Origin of the sequence: Paraburkholderia sp. GAS448, from assembly GCF_050435685.1 — a bacterium.
GTDB lineage: Bacteria > Pseudomonadota > Gammaproteobacteria > Burkholderiales > Burkholderiaceae > Paraburkholderia.
This window is the reverse complement of record NZ_JBNDKT010000032.1, coordinates 35,363-52,296: the sequence shown is the minus strand read 5'-3', so window position 1 is coordinate 52,296 and position 16,934 is coordinate 35,363. Positions and strand designations below refer to the sequence as shown.

The window sequence follows — 16,934 nt, the reverse complement described above, 5'->3', positions numbered from 1 at the left end:
TGGTAGTCACATCGGAAGCGCGCTGCGGCCAGGTTCCTGGTTTGAACGGTCCATGCCTTTTCCAATACGGGTGTAACGCCATCCAAATTTAAAAGAGGTCCGCACGACATATCCAGCCTTGCAACCCATCGCGACAGGCGGCTTACACATGCATGGAACGCGCGGGTGTTCCGGCGCGCTTCATGACTAAAAAGCGGTGAATCTGCGCGACCACGGCTGCCCCTTCGCCCACGGCCCCTGCAACGCGCTTGATGGAACCCGATCGAACATCGCCGATGGCAAACACGCCGTCGACACTTGTATGCAGCGGGAGCGTGGGGCCGCTGGCCCGTGTTCCCAGGTCGGTATCGGTCAACACAAATCCTCCCGGATCCAGCGACACTCCGCACGTGCGCAGCCAGTTCGTGTTGGGGTCGGCACCGATAAAAAGGAACAAGTGATGCGTCTTCAGACTTTCCATACCCCCATCGCGTGGCCGATAGTGGACGGACTCCAGCCGTTCGTCACCTTCGAGGGCCGTTATTTCAGAACCCATATGAGGGTTGGCCGGGATTCACAAAAAATCCGCCACATCTCAGTCTAAGGCATTGATTCGAATGCGAAATAGCTTGTCTGACTGAGCGGTGAAGCTCGTTGCCGGACCGTCCACTGCATGTTGTATGCGACAAACGGTGATGCTTCTGTCCGCGCGGCACTAAACCGTATCCCCGTGAGGTCCGCTGTCGGATCTCACGCGCCACGACCAGCTCGCGTACCGGCAGGCATTGCGCAAGCCCGCTCGTGACCCCGTCGACGACAACAACAACCGGACGGTGGCGGAAACGACCCAGGCACGGGCACTCGCGGTCGTCGTGAGCCTGTTCCGCTACTGGACCGAGACCGGCTATCTGACCGCCAATCCGGTTGCGGGCTCGCGCGTGGCGGACGTGCGCGCACGAGCTTCGCACCGTAACGGATGCCGCCGGGCGCGTTGCTTGCCGCATGCGACACCTGGGTCGCTGACGGTTTCAAGGACGATGACACGCTGGTGGTCGCGCGGCGCCGCGCAATCTGGGCGCTGTACCGGTACGCCGGTGTGCGCCTGGTTGAACTCGTGTTGTCCGACGACGCGCAGTTGCCGAAGCTCGAAGTTGATGACGGCGAGTGCTGGACACTGCACGTGCTGGGCAATGGTCGCAAGACGCGTTCGGTTCTGTTGCTTTGACTCTGCGGCCGATCTTGAAAATGCACCGGGAACTGCACGGGCTACCGCCGCAGCCAAGTCCTTCTGAGCACGCAGCGCTGATTCACGGACTTAAGGGCGGCTCGCCGTTGCACTTCAACCCTTCAAATCGATCGCAGGAAGGCTGCGGACACTCCCTGTTGGAGGTCGGAGGAGAGGTTCCGAGAACGCGCTATCTCCTTAGTACCACTGTGTTAAAAAATATGGCATTATTCGCTTATCTTCAAGTAAATGATGAGGAATGCGATTGAATGTCCTTCGGAGCGGTTCGACGAGTACGTGTCCCTGATGACTCAGTCGCTGGGGCACGCTGATCGTGTCGAGCCATTTCGTGGCTACTGCACGGGGTTGATGTTGCCGGTCAGGCGCAAGAGCGTTGAGCCCATGGCGGCGCATCTGTCGCCGGACCGGGTGCGCTCGGAACACCAGCGTCTGCATCACTTTGTAGCCGATGCACCGTGGTCGGATCAGGCGGTGCTTGATACTGTGCGCAGTTACACGCTTGAGCGGATCAAGCGTCGTGCGGCACCACCTGAGGCGCTGATCATTGACGATACCGGCTTTCCGAAGAAGGGCAAGCACTCGGTCGGGGTCGCCCGGCAGTACTGCGGCCAGTTGGGCAAGCAAGACAGCTGCCAGGTGGCCGTCAGCGTCTCGCTCGCAAATGAACGCTTCAGTCTGCCGGTCCGCTATCAGCTGTACCTGCCGCAAAGCTGGGCCGATGACGCGGACCGGCGCAAGGCTGCCAAAGTGCCTGAAGCGCTTGAGTTCGTCACCAAGCCGATGCTGGCGCTGCAACTGCTTGAAAACCTCGCAGAGGTGGAATCCCTACCGCAACTGGTTCTAGCCGATGCCGGTTACGGGGCGAGCACCGAGTTTCGCGAGCAGCTGACGGAGATGGGCTTCACGTATGTGGTCGGGGTGACAGGCGCAGTCAGCCTGCAGACACAAGCTCAGGCGCCGCTGCAGGCAAAAGAGCTGGCCATGCAGTTGCCGTCGCGACGCTTTCGCACCGTCACATGGCGAGAAGGCACCAACGCTGCCTTGTCGTCGCGCTTTGCGGCAATACGGGTGCACTGCACCTCCCGCGCAGCCCAGCCATCTGAGACCGCCGAGGAACAATGGTTGCTCGTCGAGTGGCCCAGAGAAGAGCTCGAGCCGACCAAATACTTTCTCAGCACGTTGCCGGCTGACACGCCGATCAAGGAACTCGTGCGACTTGCAAAACTGCGCTGGCGCATTGAGCGCGATTATCAGGAGCTCAAGCAGGAACTCGGCCTGGGGCACTTCGAGGGACGCAGCTGGCGCGGCTTCCATCACCACGCGACGCTGTGCATAGCCGCTTATGGCTTTCTCGTCACCGAACGCCTGGTGGCGCAAAAAAAAACTCCAGCCCATCGGCTACCCGGCGAAGTGCCTTCCTTACCCGAGGGCTTCCGGCCCCGGGGTGCCCCTGCGTAAGCAGCGCCATGTGCCGGACTCCATTACAACGCTGCGGCTGGAGCTTGCTGCCGCCCTGCTCGCCCGTCTCGAACGGTGCCCATGCTGCGGCCGGAAAATCGAGTAGTTTGTTAACACAATGGTGCTAGGGAAGTGGCCAAGGTGTAGTGGGAGCATCCTACGTTTTTAGTTCTGCGATCCTGCAAGCGGGCCGGTTACCGGCCCGTCACGGTCAGATGAACCTCAGACACGCTCGAATACGGCGGAGATGCCTTGGCCGCCACCGATACACATTGCCACCAGTGCGTATTTCCCATTGATGCGGTGCAGTTCGTGGATCGCCTTGGTCGAGATGATGGCCCCCGTTGCGCCGATCGGGTGTCCAATCGAAATACCCGAACCATTCGGGTTCACCTTTGCAGGATCGAGTTCGAGCTGACGCGTTACTGCACACGCCTGGGCGGCGAAGGCTTCGTTCGCCTCGATGATGTCGATACTCGCGGTCGAAAGTCCCGCCCGCTGCAGCGCCTGCCTGGCGGCGGGCACGGAGCCAATTCCCATGATTCTGGGATCAACCCCAGCATGACCATAGCTGACCAGGCGGGCGAGCGGCGCCAGCCCGTAGTTTTTCACTGCCTCGCCCGATGCGAGGACCAGGGCCGATGCACCGTCGTTGATGCCTGATGAATTTCCTGCCGTGACAACGCCGTCCTTCCTGAAGGCCGGCTTCATTTTCGCGAGTGTTTCGACCGTCGTGTCACCCTTCACATGCTCATCCGTGTCGAACGGGGCGGATTCCCGCTTCTTTGTGACAGGCACCGGGACGATCTGGCTGCGGAAATGTCCAGCCGCGATCGCGGCGCTCGCCCGCTGGTGGCTTTCGGCGGACAGTGCGTCCATATCGTCACGTGACACGTCGAATTGCTCCGCGACATTCTCGGCTGTCGCTCCCATATGTATGCCATACAGTGGATCGTGTAGCACGCCCACCATATAGTCCAGCAACTCCGTATCCCCCATCCGGGTTCCCCAGCGGGCCGACTGCATGACATACGGGCCACGTGACATCGACTCTGCGCCGGCCGCGATGGCCAGTTCGCAGGTACCCAAGGCTATCGCCTGTGCCGCAGAAATGATCGCCTGAACACCCGAGCCGCACAGGCGATTCACATTGAAGGCGGGAGTGGTGACGGGCAGACCCGCGCCCAATGCGGATACGCGGCTCAAATACGCATCCCTAGGCTCGGTGGGAATCACGTTGCCCATCACTACATGGCCGATCCTCTCGACAGGCGCGGCGCTACGTATCAAGGCTTCCTTAACCACGAGCGTTGCCAGCTCGCCCAGTGGCGTATCTTTCAGGCTGCCGCCATAGGTTCCGACGGCTGTGCGCACTGCGCTGACAACAAAAACTTCGTTTGAGGCTGTCATTGGAAATTCACCCAAGATCATGTTAACGGCGAATACAGCTTCGGCGAACGTGACTACTGCCCGGCCTTAGCAAGAAGTTCATCAACGACCAACGCCGGATCAGCTCATAGCTGGCAAACGACGCGGCGCTCGAACAGCAACTGTTCAATGTCGCGCAGGCTCAACTGAATCCGGACACATCAGCGCCCGGCGCAACCAACGACGGCCGCCGGATAGCGATGGCTGTGATAAAGCGATCTCGTTTTGCCCATCACGCCATCGTACGCGACTGCCCCAACAACGTGACAATGCCCCGGCAGCCAAGGCAAACGGAACGATCACTCCACTTCCTGTCGCAGAAGGTGACAATCCTTTTATGTCGTCGTTCATCCGCTTTCCGAGTCGAGCGGTCGTTACTTTGCTACAGAGACACAGTACGCACGTGTGCGATCGGCCGTCTCATTCACGGGTGAGCCGGATCAGGCGCTTGCCGAGGTTGTCGCCGCGGTAGAGACCGGCGATCGCCCCCGGTGCGTTATCGATACCGTCGAGCACCTCTTCAAGGTAGCGCAACTGGCCCGAGCGCAGCCAGCCCGCTAGGTCATGGCGCGCGATGTCCTCGTGTTCGGGATGGTCGAACATAACGAAGCCCTCCATGCGGGCACCCTTCACGAGCAGGTGCCTCTCGACGCGCGGGCCTTGCGGCGGCGGATCCCAACTCGCGACTGAGGCCGTTCCGCAGACGACAATGCGCGCGCCAGTGTTCAGATGGCCGTGGACAGCATCGCTGATAGGGCCGGCGGTGTTGTCGAAGTAGACGTCCACACCACCCTCGCAGGCGACGGCGAGCTGCTGCGCGAAATCTGGAGCCTTGTAGTCGACGGCTGCGTCAAAGCCGAATGATTTGGTACACAGCTCTGTCTTTTGTGGGCCACCTGTGATGCCCACCGTGCGGCAACCCTTGAGTTTCGCAATCTGCCCAACACAGGAGCCTACGGCGCCCGCGGCCGTGGAGACCACGACCGTCTCGCCAGGCTGGGGCCGGCCTACCCCAAGCAGGCCATAGTGCGCGGTCACTCCGTTGAGGCCGAGAACGCCCAGTGCCGTCGAAGGCGGAAGGTCTGTGTCGGTGATCTTGCGTTGGATTGCCTGCGCTTCCACCGCCGCATAGTCCTGCCAGCCGAAGAGGCCGGTAACGAGATCGCCCTCGCGGTAGTCCGGATGACGTGAGGCCTCGACACGCCCGACGGCGAACGAGCGCATGACTCCGCCGATAGGGACCGGCTCAGAATAATTCCTTACGGCGCTGACCCAGGCGCGCATGGCCGGTTCGACCGACAGATAAAGGTTACGCACAAGCACCTGGTTCATGGCAGGCGTAGGCGGGGCGCTCTCGACGATCTGGAAATGCCGGCTCTCGGGGATGCCCGTCGGGCGTGACGTCAAGAGCACCTGGTGGTTGACTGTAGCGATCATGTAGGTCTCCTTTGCAAGTTTTCACCGAGCGCCGCGTTGCGGATGTACGCTTGTTGTACTCAGCGTGCAGCGCCATATAGGGCAAGTCCGCCCTCACCACGTTTCAACCCTGCCGTCCCGCTGACGGCGACGATTTTTCCGTGCTTTCGCTCGAGCATCTGCGAAAACGCGGCGCGACAGAGCCGGTATGGCGAATAGCAGTTTCGCCCGAACACCCGTTGCATTTCGGCGCTGTCGCGTTCCACAACTGGTACGAACCTGTCGGGGTTCGCGATGAGCATGTCAGCATGGCCGGCCTCACGGATCAGGTCGTCGGCTTCCTGTGTAATCGCCAGCTCACGGCGATCCGCAAACACCTCAGCGCCTTCTTCTCAAGGACCGGATCCTCAAGTCACTGCTGTTGATCTGACGCATCTAAGCTGGCCAGAACGATTCAGCTTCGAGTAGGTCAGCGTTCATGCGAAAGACGACGCCCCTTCTTTCTCAACGCGGCAGCCAGGACGCCTTCCCCGACGCCCTTGGTACAAGAGGGAACCTGAAGCGCCCTGGCGTCTTTGACATCTGCACCTGGTCAGTCACTCCTTGATAGTGGCCCATGGGCGTATCAGCCTCGAACAGCTCAGGAGATAAATATTCGTGACCGCCTGCCGTACCAGCGATCCTCGCGGCGTACTGTTTGTCGAAAACGCCGAGCTGCAGCAGCCAGATGGCGAGCCGGGCCATCGACAGGCGAATGCGATAGCTACCGCCTTCCACGGCCCGTCTCTTGAGTGCAGCGATGACGCCGATGCTCGCCATCCAGGACGTAAGGTAGTCGTTGACAACAAAAATCTCGGGCAGCCGAGGGTTGTCCGGTGACCCCTCCAGCGTCAACGAACCAGTGACGCCACCGGCCGTCTGGTCGAAACCGACCCGGTTTGCCCAGGGCCCACGCGGGCCATAGATAGAGATGTCGACGTGAATCATCCCAGGGCGGATCTCCGCCAGGTTCTGTGCAGACAGCCCACGCCTGTCAAGGTACCCAGGCCGGCGATTCGCAAAGAAGACGTCTGAATCTTTGGCCAGGTTCTTGAATCGCTGCAGTTCGTCGGCGCGGCCGAGGTCCATCATCGCGGAACGCAAGCCGACGTTCGCCGTAGCATAGAGGGCGTCTATCTCGAAGTCGTTTGGCTCCCAGATATTCAGGACGTCGGCCCCGTGGTACGCCAGCGCCCTCCCCAGTCCCGCACCGGCAATTACGTGCCCGAGTCCGAGGGCCCGAACTCCGCTCAAAGGATCCTCTGGATTCGAGGTGAACGGCTCGGGGTCACTCTCGCCAATCTTCTCGATCTCGATCAGCGGCATGTCCTTGATGTACTGAAACTGGGGCTCCCTTGCGAACTCGTCAAACGTGCGGACCATCGTTGCCTGGACGCCGGCTCGGGCCGCCGCATCTTCAAGGTCAACCGCGTTCCACTTGCGTGCGGCTTCAGCCACTGCCCGCCTGTCGTCGTGACAGCCGAGGAAGGCCAAGGCTGTCTTTGCTGTGCGCGGGTAGACGTTAATAAGCTGTACCCAGCGATCGTCCGCTGTCCGGTACATGGTCGTCGGCCAGAAAGGGCTGTCGGCGTCGGCGGGATTGCGCGGCGCATAGCCATTGAGCAACTCCCATTTTTTGTCATAGAAGGGGCAAAGGCGATGCAGCACCTGACCCAGGTTCACGCTCAGGTCCTGCGACTCGCCACCCCTGAATCGCCACAGGTCGCCAACTGCCACCGCTTTTGCCATCAAGGTGACGCCTGCCATGGTCGCAAGCGCGAGTGGGCTCGAGATGACCGGATCGCTGCCGATGAATGTTACCGACCCACCCGCCGAACCCGGATCGAGTCCAACGACGCTCAATACCTCGGCCAACTCCCGCATCAGGTCGATGGACTGCCCATCGGTCATGGGATTGGCCAGGGCGGCCTTCACGCGTCCCTCGAGATCGAGGTGTTCCACTGTTTTTCTCATGTTCATTACGTTTGTCTCCGGTTCGTTCCTTTATCAGCGTCCGTGGAGCATGAGGCCAACCTTGCAGATATACCCGACAGTGCAGCCTCAGAGCCCGGTCATGACGCGTACATCGTTCCTGCGCCGCAGCTGACGATGGCGCTTGGACGGAATAGTATTTTTCCTTTGCGCTCGCCGCCAAGACTTTATAAGCTCATGATTGTGCTTTTGAGGCATAGCCAAATGGAACTCAGACATCTTCGGTATTTCGTCGCGGTCGTAGAAGAGGGCAGCTTCAACCGTGCGGCGACGCTTCGCCTGCACACTGCGCAGCCGTCGCTAAGCCGACAGATCGGAGATCTGGAAGATGAGCTGGGCGTCCAGCTACTGAAGAGGAGCAGCCAGGGGCTCGAGCCAACGGCCGCCGGGCGAGCCTTTCTCGACCATGCTCGCGTGATACTCGCTCAAGTCGACGCGGCAAGCGAGGCCGCAAAGCGAGCAGGCAAAGAAAATCAGGCCCGGCTTGCGGTTGGGTTTCTGACCGGATTCGAAATCGATTGGCTCCCCAAGGTCCTGGAGATCCTGCGGGGAAAGCTGAACGAGACCGATCTCATCGTCAGTAGCAAATCGACACCCTCACTAGTCAAGTCACTCATCAACGGCGAAGTCGACCTGGCATTTCTAAGGCCCGATCCACAGGTCACCGAACTCTCCTTTAAGACCGTGTTGACGGAGCCAATAATGGCATTCTTGCCAGTAGCACACGAGTTGGCCAGTCACCAGTTCATTGACCCAGCCGACTTGGAGGGACAACCGTTGATTCGACTCTCGAAGGTTCACGCTCCCGCAGTCAGAAGCCTGGTCGACGGCTATCTCGACCGAGTCGGCGTCCGCACAGGACCTGGGCCAGAAGCAGACAATATGTCCATGGTCATTTCACTGACGCTTTCAGCGCACGCCGTCACCCTTCAGCCGGCCTATATCAAAGCGCTGTTGCCACCGTCCATCGTGTGCATTCCGCTGAGTGGCGAACCTGCGATGGTCCAGTTGGCCGTAGCGATAAACAAGTCTCGCCCGCACGGATTAGCGGAATTCGTGTTTTCAACGCTCGACGGCCAGAGCACGCATTGACTACCGGTCGAAGGCTCTGATGTGATGGACGTCTCCCCCCTTTGTATCTTTAAATTCTTGATTTTGTTCGTCACGGCAGGAGGCTGTGGAGCTTGTGGCCAAAGGTGAGCGGATCAGCATTTGCGGGGAATCGCACTCCTCATAATTTTCTTGAAGACAAGCGAATAATGCCTTATTTTTTAACACAGTGGTATTAGTGAGCTGCATGACCGTGCGGCAAGCAAGCGTCATTTCGCCGTGGGGCGACATGGCAAGCGCAATGAAGCGAGGCACTGGCGGATCGACCACCATTGACGCCTGCAACCGACATTCCTTTTCAAGATTGGCAATCGCATAAGGTCCGAGCAACGCATAGATTCCGCCATCCGCCACAATATGGGCCTGCAGACTCAAAGACTGTGAAGACGAAGCGGGTTGTACCACGCCTCCAGGAAGTGGAAGATCTCGCGCCGCGCCTGTTCACGCGTGGCGAAGTGCGAGCGCGCCAGCAGCTCGCATTTAAGGGTGGCGACGAAGCTTTCCCCGCCGCTCCGGCGCCGCCAACGGCCAGGTCATCCACGGCATTGCAGCCGGACCGATTTGCGCTCAGCGCGACAGAGGATGTGGCGAGTGCGCGCACGCATGCGTACCCAGCGCTGCGGCCACTTCATCTTCCGGCTCCGCGGACAGATCCCGCCTGAAAGTCTCGGCGAGGAAAAACGCGCACACCAGGCTCAACAACCCTGTCGCCGCGATATAGATCGAAATGGGCAGCGTCTGGCCATACGTGGCGAACAGGTAGGTCGCGATCAATGGCGTCGGTCCTGACGTGATGATGCCGGCGATCTGATACGGCAGCGACGCACCCGTATAGCGCACCCGCGTACCGAACAGCTCAGCAAACCACGTCGATTGCACGCCGTACACCGACGCCTGGCTTAACGCGATACCGCAGACGTACGCCACGAAAATCAAGGTCGGATTGCGTGTCTCGAGCAACGGAAAGAACGCGAATCCATAGATCGCCACGAACACCGCGCCGAGCATGAACACGGTCCGGCGGCCGATCACGTCCGACAGTTTGCCGAACAGCGGCAGCGTGATCAGCGCAAACGCGCAGCCCACAATGATGGCGTTCAGCAGTAGTCCACGCGACAAGCCGAGCCGCGTCGTTCCGTAGACCAGCACGAACACGTTGATCACGTTGAAGGTGATGTCGACCGCGAAGCGCGTGCCGATCGTCAGCACGAGGTCTTTCGGATGCCGGCGCAGCAATTCGATCAGCGGCGCTTTCACGACCTGCTTGCTCGCCTTGATCTGTTCGAATACCGGCGACTCCATGACGCGCAGGCGGATGAACAGGCCGATCGCGATCAGCGCGACGCTCAGCAGGAACGGCAGGCGCCATCCCCATGAATAGAACGCGTCTGACGGCATACTCGACACGGCTTTGAACACCGCGGTCGAGAGCATCAGCCCGAGCGGCACGCCCAATTGCGGGAACGCGCCGAAGAAACCACGTTTCCTGGCCGGCGCCGTTTCGACCACCATCAGCACCGCGCCGCCCCATTCGCCGCCGACGCCGAGCCCTTGCAGGAAGCGCATCGTGACCAGCAGGATCGGCGCCCAGACGCCGATCGAGGCGTAAGTCGGCAGCAGGCCGATCACGAAGGTGCCGACGCCCATGATCGTCAGCGTCGCGACGAGCGTCGCCTTACGGCCAATGCGATCGCCAAAGTGCCCGAAAAACACGGCGCCGAAGGGCCGTGCGAGATAGCCGACCGCAAAACTTCCGAACGCCGCGATGGTGCCGACCAACGGATCGAACGAGGGGAAGAACAGCTTGGCGAAGACCAGCGCCGAAGCGGTGGCATAGAGAAAAAAGTCGTACCACTCGATGGCGGTCCCGACCACCGAAGCGACCAGCACACGGTTGACGGCCGACCGGCTGATAACCGGCGCGTTGCCGGATGAAATGGGCGATGTATTCACGTCTCCTCCCTTCTCTGGGAATCTATGTTTTGAACTGCTGCGTGTCGGCGGAGCGGATTCGCCGGCACGTTACGATAAATTCGCTGCACTCACCAGTGCAGTTCCATCGGGAACTGGTCGAGCGTTTCGACGCCGCCGGAGGTCAACCGCACGATACGTTCCGTGCGCAAACCGCCGACGTTCGGCACCGTGATCGTCGCCTTCAGGGTAAAGACCATGTTTTCCTGCAGCACGGTCTTGTTGCCCGGCCCAATCCACGGCGCTTCTTCTTCCGGGTCCATGCCGGTGCCGTGACCGGTGCCATGGCCGCGCGCTTCGCTCGAATATTGCTCGTAGTTCGATTTCACCAGCGCCTGCTGGATCACCGCGTTCAGTTCCAGGGCCGCCATGCCGGGACGCGCGGCGGCAAGCCCCGCTTCGACCGCGCGCGCCGCTGCCGCGACGATCGCCATCTTCTCGGAATTCGCCGGACCGTAGGTGAAACCGCGTCCGCCATCGGCCACGTACCCACGATAACGCGCACCGATGTCGGTCATGATCAGGTCGCCCGGTTGCAGGATGCGGTCGGTGGGGCGCGCCAGGTTATACGCCGAGCGCGGACCGGATTGCACCATCGAATCGAACGCGGTCCCCTCCGCTCCTCCCGCGAGCATCGCGCGGTCAGCGATTAGAGCGAGTTCACGCTCGGTGTACGGACGGCGGTCGGCGAGCGCGTCGCGAATCGCGGCCATCGCCGAATCGGTCAAGGCGGCGGCTTTGCGCATCAGCGCCACTTCGGCGTCGCTCTTGATCGCCTTGATTTCGGCCAGCACCATCGTCGGTTCGAGCTTCAGTTCGCCGAGACCGGCGTTCAGGCGCTGCAGCAGGTCCGCGGGGATATAGGCGGCGCCGGCGAGGCCGACCGTGCCGCTGCGGTGCCGCGCCGAAGATGCCTGCACATATTGCGTGACTTCTCGCAGGCTGCGCACCTCGAAGGCGGTCACGCTCGTCGCGTAGTCGAAGCATTGATCCGACACGAACAGCACGGGGTCGCCGTCCACGGGCAGCAGCAGGATCGCGTTGGCGATATCCGATACGCCGTCGAGCGGACGGAAGTCGGTAAAGTAGCCGATGTTCGCGCCACGCCAGCAATCGCCGAAGGCGAGCAGGCCGACCAGGCCCGCCTTATCGAGTGCGCTGCGGACCTTGGCGACGCGGCCGAGGAACTCGTCGGTAGTGATGCCTTCCGGCGGGATGTCTGCGGTACGGGTGTTCATTGCTTCTTCGTCTCCTGTGCGGCTGCATGCGCGGATGCCGGATGCATCCGGTCTCGATGCCCATGATGGGAATCCGCCCCGCCTTGGAATGCAGGACGTCTGCTGCATAGTAAAATCGATCGATATGCTTTTATAATGAAAAATAACTCAAAATCTATATCGATACGGAATACATGGAGACGACATCGTGACCTCGGCCATTCATCCGGACAACCGCGCGGGGGCCATCGCGACGGGCCACTTCGACCCCACGCGTCTGAAGACGCGCCAATTGGCCCTGATCGTTCAGCTCGACATCCATCGCTCGGTATTGCGCGCGGCGGATGCCGCGCACATGACGCAGCCCGGAGCGACCAAGTTGCTGCGAGAACTGGAAGACACGATGGGTGTGCAATTGTTCGAACGGCATCCGCGCGGTGTCGAGCCCACCTGGTACGGCGAGGTGCTGATCCGCCATGCACGCAGCGTGCTGGCGGAGTTGCAGCACGCGTACGACGAAGTGTCCGCGCTCAAAGCCGGCCTGACCGGGCAGGCGATGATCGGCACCGAGGTCACGGCGGCCACCAACGTCGTGCCGCAAGCGGTGGCGCTGCTCAAGAAGCGCTTTCCGCAGATTCGCGTCAACATCGAGATGGAGTTCAGCGAGGTGCTGGTGCAGCGTCTGCAGGAAGGCAAGCTGGATATGATCGTCGCGCGAATCCGCAATCCGGACGATCTGGCGGAACTGCACTACGCCCCGCTCGCAGAAGCACAGCACGCGCTGTTCGCACGCGTTGGCCATCCGCTCGTCAAGCGCAAGACTTTGAGCTGGAACGAACTGGCGCCGCAAACGTGGATCCTGCCGCCGAAAGGCAACGTGATGCGCAATCAGATCACGCAACTTTTTCTCGAACGGCAGCTCGCGTTGCCGACGGATGTGGTCGAGAGCTCGTCGCTGCCTGTTATCACGAGTCTGCTGCAGATGAGCGATATGATCGCGCCGCTTGCGCGCGAGCCGGTGCGGCCGTATTGCATTGCCGGCGCGCTCGAACCGCTACCGTTCGAACTCGATCTGAAGCTCGGACCGGCGGGCATCGTCACACGGCGCGGCGACAGGCTCTCACCGGGCGCGCGGGCGATGCTGCAAGCGCTGCGCGAGGCCGCCGGATTCGACACCCAAGGCCCCGACGCCGACAGCGACTGACTTACCGCAACGGGACTCAGCGCACGCCGTCCACCGCGACGCTTGCGCCGGGTTGTAGTAACCATTCATGAGCCGGCTCGTTATGTACGTGCCAGGCGCGGCGCGGACCGGCCATCACATTCAGGTAATAGAGGTCGTAGCCGTGCGCGGCGGCAACCGGGTGATAGCCGCGCGGCACCAGCACGACATGCTTGTCGTACGCCGCGAGCGTTTCGTCGAGACTGCGGTCGTCGGTATAGACGCGCTGAATCGCGAAGCCCTGCGGCGGCGAGACGCGGTGGTAATAGGTTTCCTCGAGATAGGTCTGCTGATCGCCATTGTCGGTATCGTGTCGATGCGGCGGATAGCTCGACCAGTTGCCCGCCGGCGTCACCGATTCCACCACCAGCAAGCTCTCCGCCGGCTCGGTTTCCGGAAGGATGTGGCGCACGTGACGCAGATTGGCGCCAGCGCCGCGGGTTTCCTGCTTGACCTCGTCAGGTGCAATGAAGCGCGGCGGCAGACCGCCCTTCGCGGGCGCTGAGCAGATGCCGAGTTCGACCTCGTCCGCGGCCACGATCGTGTAGCGCGTATGCGGTGGCACGTACATGGACCACGGCGCGCCATCGAACGGCGACATCCGAGCGCCGATGGCGCGGCTCGCGAGCCCTTCGCAACCAACTGTTGCGTGCCCCCTGACGAGCACGACCACGACTTCGCGATCGCCCGTCTCCTGTGTGACCGTGGCGCCAACCTTCAGGTCGAAAACATCGAAGCCGACGTATTTCCAGCCGGCGCTCGCCGGCGTGATATGGATGATCTGGCCGTCTTCGGCATGCTTTGACGGTTTGACGAGCAGCTTGCTCATGTTTTCCTCCGGTTATTTAGGGCTGCCACTCGCCAGAACGCGGCGGTCGCTGCGGCTACGTGCATGGCCTGAAGCGGTACAAGCGTTCATGGCTTTGACGACACCTTGCGCGCGAATCGCCACCAGATGGCGTGCGACTTGCGCGACGAAGCGCGGCTGTGCACGCAGATCGCTTCCGAAAATCGACTCGATTTCGAACAGTGTTTCTACCGCATCAACGGCATCCGCGTGCAAGGTCGAGCGGACCGCCTCGGTCAGTGTGTCGGCGAGGGGATCCGCGATGGCGTAGGTGCGGCCTGTCTCGTCCCGACCGCTGAGGTACGCGATCCAGCCGGCCAGCGCAAAGGCGAGGCGTTCGGTCGGCGCGCCGCTTTTCAGGTTGGCGCGCACGCTTTCCAGCCAGCGCTGCGGCAATTTCTGCGAGCCATCGGCGGCGATCTGTTGCAAACGGTGATCGAGCGCGGTGTTGCGAAAACGCGCGAACAGTTCAGCGCGATAGGTGGACAAAGCGGATCGCGTCAGCGTCGGCTCCACCTCATCGCGCAACATGCTTTCAACAAAGTTCAGCACCGCCGGCGCGCCGATCGCCTGATCGACGGTGTCGTACCCGATCAGCGACCCGAGGTACGCGAGCGCCGAATGCGCGCCGTTCAACATCCGCAATTTGGCCTGCTCATAGGGACGCGCGTCACCCACGAGCGTCGCGCCTGCACGCTCCCACGCCGGCCGGGGTCCCGCGAAGCGGTCCTCGATCACCCATTGCGAAAACGGCTCGGTCATCACCGGCCACGCATCGTCGGCACCGAGTTGCTTCGCTACGCGCATGCGATCGGCGTCCGTGGTCAGCGGCACGATCCGATCCACCATCGTGTTGGGAAATGCGCCCTCTAGCTCGATCCAGTCGGCCAGCAGAGGATCCGCTTTGCGCGCGAACGCCAGCGTCAACGCGCGCATCGTGTCGCCGTTGGACGGCAGGTTGTCGCACGACAGCACGGTAAACGGGCCCACACCGGCCGCGCGGCGCAGCGCCAGCGCGCGTACGACGAAGCCGATCGCGCTACGCGGCGCGGCGGCCTCGCGCAGATCATGGGCAATGTCGGGATGATCGAACTGCAACACGCCACTGGCCGGATTGCGGCAATAGCCTTTTTCGGTGATCGTCAAGCTGACGATATGGCAGCGCGGATCGGTCATCGCATCGAGCACGGCGGCGGGCGACTGCGGCGCGACCAACGAAGAGATCAGCGCACCGACCACCTGGAACGAATCCGCGGTGCCGTCGCGCACATCCACGGCATACAGATGATCCTGCGGAGTGAGCGCCTCCGACGTGTCCGCACGTCGCAACGACACGCCGACGATGCCCCAGCGGTGATCGCCAGCGCGCAACGTGTGCTCGGTGTACACGGCCTGGTGCGCGCGATGAAACGCCCCGAGGCCCAGATGGACGATGCCTGGTGCAAGGCTCGCGCGATCGTAGGCGGGAACGACGACTTCGCCATCGGTGCGCGCTGCGAGCGAAGCCAGGCAGGTATTACTCAGCCGCATGATCGGCCGGATGTTTGGCGAGGCCTTCCCAGATGCCGTTCAGGTAGACCGCACCCAACGCACGGTCGAACAACCCATAGCCGGCGCGGCCCGTTTCACCCCAGATCATCCGCCCATGGTCGGGCCTGGCATAGCCTTCAAAGCCTGTTTCGAAGTAGGCCTTGACGATTTCCGCCATGTCGAGCGAGCCGTCGGCCGAGCGATGCGAGGTCTCATGAAAATCGCCTGCGGCATTGGTTTTCACGTTACGAAGGTGTGCAAAATGAATCCGGCCACGCGCGCTGAACTCGCGCACCAGTGCCGGAATATCGTTCTGCAGGTCCGCGCCCAGGGACCCCGAACACAGCGTCAGGCCGTTAGCGGGATCGTCGACGATGGCGAGCACGCGCTGCAGGTCCGCACGATTCTTCACAATGCGCGGCAGCCCGAAAATCGGCCGCGGCGGATCGTCGGGGTGGATCGCCATCTTGATGCCGGCTTCTTTGGCCACCGGAATGATCGCGCGCAGGAAGTAGTCGAGATTGGCCCAGAGACCGGCTTCGTCAAGCGCTTCGTAGTCGCGCAGCAGGGCTCTCAACTGCTCGGGCTGATAGCTCGCGTCCCACCCGGGCAGTTGGATACCGTGGCTAACGTCGAGCTCGCGGAGCGCTTGCGTGTCGAACGCGAGCGTCGTCGATCCATCGGGCAGGGGCATTTCCAGCGAGGTGCGGGTCCAGTCGAAAACCGGCATGAAGTTGTAGCAGACCACCTTGACGCCGCAGGCGCCGAGGTGACGCAGCGTCTGGCCGTAGTTGGCGATGAGCGTGTCGCGCGTCGCTTTGCCGAGCTTGATGTCCTCGTGCACCGGCACGCTTTCTATCACTTCCAGTGTCAGGCCGTGGGCCTCTATCTTCTCCTTCAGCGACTGGATCCTGTCGATCGGCCACACCTCGCCCACAGGCACGTCATAGATGGCCGAGACGACCCCGACCATGCCGGGAATCTGACGGATGTAAGCGAGCGGCACGGGGTCCGTGTCGCCATACCAGCGAAAGGTCATTTTCACGTTCGAGTCTCCTCCCACACGCTCGCTTCGCCTTCGGCGACGCTGCGTATCAGTGAATGGTTGGTTAGCCCTTCCGCATCGGCCCAGCGCGGCGACGCGTCGGATCGACGCCGTGCGCCTGTCGGTTTCACGCGGGGGCACAGCCAGGACTCTGCATACTAGCGGCGATTGACATGCCTTTATAATGAAGAATAATGCTTTATCTATACGATTATGGAATACATGGAGCTGCAAGCTTGCCGCCCGTCTGCTGTCAGAAACAGCACGCGCGACTCGTTCAGTTCCCCGTCTTCCTCTCGCTCAGCCAACGGCGGCAGTGCTACATAAGTCGCTGGCCCGCAGGCCCTAAGTCCTCACATAAAACACGTTGCGCGACGCGGGCGAATCGATATCGCTAACAACTGGTTGCGGGTTTTATGAGGCGGTTGAATTTG

General features: G+C 61.6%; 14 protein-coding genes and 3 pseudogenes. 4 read left to right on the top strand and 13 right to left on the bottom strand.

Annotated features, from left to right (window positions below; all coding sequences use genetic code 11):
- Positions 1-142: 142 nt before the first annotated feature.
- Positions 143-538, bottom strand: a pseudogene (locus tag P3T23_RS36685) (NAD(P)/FAD-dependent oxidoreductase); the annotation flags it as partial.
- A 417-nt stretch (positions 539-955) separates the two neighbouring features.
- Here P3T23_RS36685 and P3T23_RS36680 point away from each other — a divergent pair.
- Both P3T23_RS36680 and P3T23_RS36675 read left to right on the top strand, forming a co-directional pair.
- Entirely contained in the window at positions 956-1,204 is a 249-nt protein-coding gene (locus P3T23_RS36680; protein ID WP_429320949.1) for a hypothetical protein, read from the top strand.
- Between the two features lie 252 nt (positions 1,205-1,456).
- Positions 1,457-2,680, top strand: a pseudogene (locus P3T23_RS36675) (IS701 family transposase); the annotation flags it as partial.
- 225 nt (positions 2,681-2,905) lie between these two features.
- On the opposite strand, the gene bktB reads toward P3T23_RS36675, so the two are convergent.
- From bktB to P3T23_RS36650, 5 genes and pseudogenes are all read right to left on the bottom strand, one after another.
- Positions 2,906-4,093 (bottom strand): beta-ketothiolase BktB, encoded by a 1,188-nt coding sequence (bktB, locus tag P3T23_RS36670; protein WP_429320948.1) that lies wholly within the window; start codon positions 4,091-4,093, stop codon positions 2,906-2,908.
- A gap of 88 nt (positions 4,094-4,181) precedes the next feature.
- Positions 4,182-4,344, bottom strand: a pseudogene (locus P3T23_RS36665) (IS6 family transposase); the annotation flags it as partial.
- 187 nt (positions 4,345-4,531) lie between these two features.
- Positions 4,532-5,548 carry an NADP-dependent oxidoreductase gene (locus tag P3T23_RS36660; RefSeq protein WP_429320947.1) on the bottom strand — a complete coding sequence of 339 codons (1,017 nt, stop codon included), beginning with the start codon at positions 5,546-5,548 and terminating at the stop codon, positions 4,532-4,534.
- A gap of 59 nt (positions 5,549-5,607) precedes the next feature.
- A complete protein-coding gene (locus P3T23_RS36655) occupies positions 5,608-5,829 on the bottom strand; it encodes an SDR family NAD(P)-dependent oxidoreductase (RefSeq protein ID WP_429320987.1) in 222 nt (73 codons plus the stop codon).
- A gap of 202 nt (positions 5,830-6,031) precedes the next feature.
- Complete coding sequence (locus tag P3T23_RS36650) at positions 6,032-7,546, bottom strand: CoA transferase (protein WP_429320946.1); 1,515 nt, start codon at positions 7,544-7,546, stop codon at positions 6,032-6,034.
- Positions 7,547-7,762: 216 nt separating this feature from the next.
- Between P3T23_RS36650 and P3T23_RS36645 the strand changes: the two genes are divergently transcribed.
- Positions 7,763-8,650 carry a LysR substrate-binding domain-containing protein gene (locus P3T23_RS36645; protein WP_429320945.1) on the top strand — a complete coding sequence of 296 codons (888 nt, stop codon included), beginning with the start codon at positions 7,763-7,765 and terminating at the stop codon, positions 8,648-8,650.
- On the opposite strand, the gene P3T23_RS36640 is transcribed toward P3T23_RS36645, so the two are convergent.
- The 4 genes from P3T23_RS36640 to P3T23_RS36625 form a co-directional block, all read right to left on the bottom strand.
- Positions 8,651-9,043 (bottom strand): hypothetical protein, encoded by a 393-nt coding sequence (locus P3T23_RS36640; RefSeq protein WP_429320944.1) that lies wholly within the window; start codon positions 9,041-9,043, stop codon positions 8,651-8,653.
- Positions 9,040-9,138, bottom strand: a complete 99-nt coding sequence (locus P3T23_RS36635) for a hypothetical protein (protein ID WP_429320986.1) — start codon at positions 9,136-9,138, stop codon at positions 9,040-9,042. The genes P3T23_RS36640 and P3T23_RS36635 overlap by 4 nt, the downstream gene beginning before the upstream one ends.
- A gap of 97 nt (positions 9,139-9,235) precedes the next feature.
- A complete protein-coding gene (locus P3T23_RS36630; protein ID WP_429320943.1) occupies positions 9,236-10,621 on the bottom strand; it encodes an MFS transporter in 1,386 nt (461 codons plus the stop codon).
- A gap of 89 nt (positions 10,622-10,710) precedes the next feature.
- Positions 10,711-11,877 carry a M24 family metallopeptidase gene (locus P3T23_RS36625; protein ID WP_429320942.1) on the bottom strand — a complete coding sequence of 389 codons (1,167 nt, stop codon included), beginning with the start codon at positions 11,875-11,877 and terminating at the stop codon, positions 10,711-10,713.
- Positions 11,878-12,064: 187 nt separating this feature from the next.
- On the opposite strand from P3T23_RS36625, the gene P3T23_RS36620 reads away from it, so the two are divergent.
- Positions 12,065-13,060: a LysR substrate-binding domain-containing protein gene (locus P3T23_RS36620; RefSeq protein ID WP_429320941.1), complete on the top strand. Its 996-nt coding sequence runs from the start codon at positions 12,065-12,067 to the stop codon at positions 13,058-13,060.
- Between the two features lie 16 nt (positions 13,061-13,076).
- On the opposite strand, the gene iolB is transcribed toward P3T23_RS36620, so the two are convergent.
- From iolB to uxuA, 3 genes are read right to left on the bottom strand one after another with little or no spacing between them, the layout of a single operon-like run.
- Positions 13,077-13,907 carry a 5-deoxy-glucuronate isomerase gene (gene iolB, locus P3T23_RS36615; protein ID WP_429320940.1) on the bottom strand — a complete coding sequence of 277 codons (831 nt, stop codon included), beginning with the start codon at positions 13,905-13,907 and terminating at the stop codon, positions 13,077-13,079.
- A 12-nt stretch (positions 13,908-13,919) separates the two neighbouring features.
- A complete protein-coding gene (locus P3T23_RS36610; RefSeq protein WP_429320939.1) occupies positions 13,920-15,455 on the bottom strand; it encodes a mannitol dehydrogenase family protein in 1,536 nt (511 codons plus the stop codon).
- Positions 15,442-16,494, bottom strand: a complete 1,053-nt coding sequence (gene uxuA, locus P3T23_RS36605) for a mannonate dehydratase (protein WP_429320985.1) — start codon at positions 16,492-16,494, stop codon at positions 15,442-15,444. The genes P3T23_RS36610 and uxuA overlap by 14 nt, the downstream gene beginning before the upstream one ends.
- Positions 16,495-16,934: the final 440 nt, after the last annotated feature.

Excerpts from the sequence above, each read along its gene's own strand:
- P3T23_RS36680 (WP_429320949.1), top strand. The coding sequence starts at position 956 with ATGCCGCCGGGCGCGTTGCTTGCCGCATGCGACACCTGGGTCGCTGAC.
- bktB (WP_429320948.1), bottom strand. The coding sequence starts at position 4,093 with ATGACAGCCTCAAACGAAGTTTTTGTTGTCAGCGCAGTGCGCACAGCC.
- P3T23_RS36660 (WP_429320947.1), bottom strand. The coding sequence starts at position 5,548 with ATGATCGCTACAGTCAACCACCAGGTGCTCTTGACGTCACGCCCGACG.
- P3T23_RS36655 (WP_429320987.1), bottom strand. The coding sequence starts at position 5,829 with ATGCTCATCGCGAACCCCGACAGGTTCGTACCAGTTGTGGAACGCGAC.
- P3T23_RS36650 (WP_429320946.1), bottom strand. The coding sequence starts at position 7,546 with ATGAACATGAGAAAAACAGTGGAACACCTCGATCTCGAGGGACGCGTG.
- P3T23_RS36645 (WP_429320945.1), top strand. The coding sequence starts at position 7,763 with ATGGAACTCAGACATCTTCGGTATTTCGTCGCGGTCGTAGAAGAGGGC.
- P3T23_RS36625 (WP_429320942.1), bottom strand. The coding sequence starts at position 11,877 with ATGAACACCCGTACCGCAGACATCCCGCCGGAAGGCATCACTACCGAC.
- iolB (WP_429320940.1), bottom strand. The coding sequence starts at position 13,907 with ATGAGCAAGCTGCTCGTCAAACCGTCAAAGCATGCCGAAGACGGCCAG.
- P3T23_RS36610 (WP_429320939.1), bottom strand. The coding sequence starts at position 15,455 with ATGCGGCTGAGTAATACCTGCCTGGCTTCGCTCGCAGCGCGCACCGAT.
- uxuA (WP_429320985.1), bottom strand. The coding sequence starts at position 16,494 with ATGACCTTTCGCTGGTATGGCGACACGGACCCCGTGCCGCTCGCTTAC.